Source organism: Halopelagius fulvigenes (assembly GCF_042662625.1).
In the GTDB taxonomy this organism is placed as follows: domain Archaea; phylum Halobacteriota; class Halobacteria; order Halobacteriales; family Haloferacaceae; genus Halopelagius; species Halopelagius fulvigenes.
The window spans coordinates 1-2,254 of sequence record NZ_JBHSXH010000007.1 but is presented as its reverse complement, the minus strand read 5'-3'; the positions used below and the strand labels follow the sequence as shown (position 1 = coordinate 2,254).

The window sequence follows — 2,254 nt, the reverse complement described above, 5'->3', positions numbered from 1 at the left end:
GTCGGTCGGGTGAGGGTGATCTCCGCGACGCTCTCGTGTCTCTGTATCGTCCCGTTCGAAATGACCGAGGCCCACTCTCAGAGAGAGTGGGCCTCGGTATGGAAGTATGAGTGGAGGCGGCGAATCGGATTTCCCAGAGGCTCGCGCACTCCAGTACTGACCGAAACGCGAGTGGGCTTAACTTCCGTGTTCGGGATGGGTACGGGTGTAGCCCCACTGCTGTGGCCGCCTTAACGCCGAGCAACGGAGTCGAACCGTTGTTCACCAATCTCGGTGGTTCTTCTTCGACCGTATGTTCGTGCAATCCAGTTAACGCCTGAACCCGCTTCATCGGGACTGTGGTGGGTCCGATGCAGTATGAGTATGGCTTGGTCTGTTAGTGCTCGCGGGCTGAACGTCTCGTTGCCTCGACGCGTACACCCCGAGTCTATCGAACTCATCTTCTATGAGTGACCTCGGTGGAATCTCTTTTTCATGTGGGTTTCGAGCTTAGATGCGTTCAGCTCTTACCCCGTGTCGCGTAGCTGCCCGGCAACTGCCCTCTCGGACAACCGGTACACCAGCGGCGACCAGACGTAGTTCCTCTCGTACTATACGTCCGTTCACGTCAGATTCCTTAACACCCCCAATAGATAGCAGCCGACCTGTCTCACGACGGTCTAAACCCAGCTCACGACCTCCTTTAATAGGCGAACAACCTCACCCTTGCCTGCTTCTGCACAGGCAGGATGGAGGGAACCGACATCGAGGTAGCAAGCCACCGGGTCGATATGTGCTCTTGCCGGTGACGACTCTGTTATCCCTAAGGTAGCTTTTCTGTCATCTACGGGTCCCATTGAGGAACCTCGTAGGTTCGCTAGACCACGCTTTCGCGTCAGCGACACTCGTTGGGAATGTCACTGTCAGACTTCCGTGTGCTCTTGCGCTCTTCCACGGGTTTCCGACCCGCGTGAGGAAATCTTTGGGCGCGCTCGATATCTTTTCGAGCGCGTACCGCCCCAGTCAAACTGCCCGGCTACCGGTGTCCTCCTCCCGGAGTGAGAGTCGCAGTCGCCGACGGGTAGTATTTCAATGATGACTCGGCGGCCCGCTAGCGCGGGTGCCTGCGTAACGTCTCCTACCTATGCTGCACATCGGAGACCACGTCTCAGCGACAGCCTGCAGTAAAGCTCTATAGGGTCTTCGCTTCCCCTTGGGGGACTCCAGACTCCGCACTGGAACGTACAGTTCACCGGGCCCAACGTTGGGACAGCGACGCTCTCATTGATCCATTCATGCAAGCCGCTACTGAAGCGGCAAGGTACTACGCTACCTTAAGAGGGTCATAGTTACCCCCGCCGTTGACGGGTCCTTCGTCCTCTTGTACGAGGTGTTCAGATACCCGCACTGGGCAGGATTCAGTGACCGTACGAGTCCTTGCGGATTTGCGGTCACCTGTGTTGTTACTAGACAGTTGGAGCGTCCGAGTCACTGCGACCTGCTCGGTCAGGAGCAGGCATCCCTTATCGCGAACTTACGGGACTAATTTGCCGAATTCCCTAACGTCGGTTGATCCCGACAGGCCTTGGCTTTCTCCGCCTGAGCACCTGTGTCGGATCTCGGTACGAATACCATGCTCGTCTTTTCACGGGCTCTAGGTACCGTCAACTTGCGCTATCCCGCGCTTCGTTCGCTTCGTGCCGTTACGGCATCCACGAACTTCCGCGGTTCGACCGGGCGAAGGCCCGGCTTGACGTTTCCCAAAGCGTCGACTTTCACTGCATGGTAGCACTGGAATATTAACCAGTTTCCCTTTTGTCCTGCTCGAATTACGACAGGACTTAGGATCGGCTAACCCTCGGCTGAGTGGCAGTGCCGAGGAACCCTTGCTCTTGAGGCCGTCGGGGTTCACACCCGACTATCGCTGCTACTGTGACCAGGATTTTCGTTACTGCGCGGTCCACTCGAACTCTCGCCCGAGCTTCCACCCGCACAGAATGCCAGCCTACTAGGTCAGACGTATTGTCTGCTGCTAGGTCTCGGTGGTGGATTTGAGCCCCGATCATTTTCGGCGCCCCGAACCTCGGCCGGTAAGCTGTTACGCTTTTCTTAGAGGGTAGCTGCTTCTAAGCTCACCTCCCGGCTGTTTAGGGCTCGGGACAACCTTCGGTCGCACTTAATCCACACTTGGGGACCTTAACCCAGCTCTGGGTTGTCTCCCTCACGGACCACAAGCTTACCCCGCAGTCCGGACTCCCAGCTTCGACGGCGTGTG

General features: G+C 57.3%; 2 rRNA genes. Both read right to left on the bottom strand.

Annotated features, from left to right (window positions below):
- Positions 1–111 precede the first annotated feature (111 nt).
- Positions 112–233, bottom strand: a 5S ribosomal RNA gene (gene rrf, locus ACFQEV_RS02225).
- A 123-nt stretch (positions 234–356) separates the two neighbouring features.
- Positions 357–2,254: ribosomal RNA gene (locus tag ACFQEV_RS02220) — 23S ribosomal RNA — on the bottom strand; the annotation flags it as partial.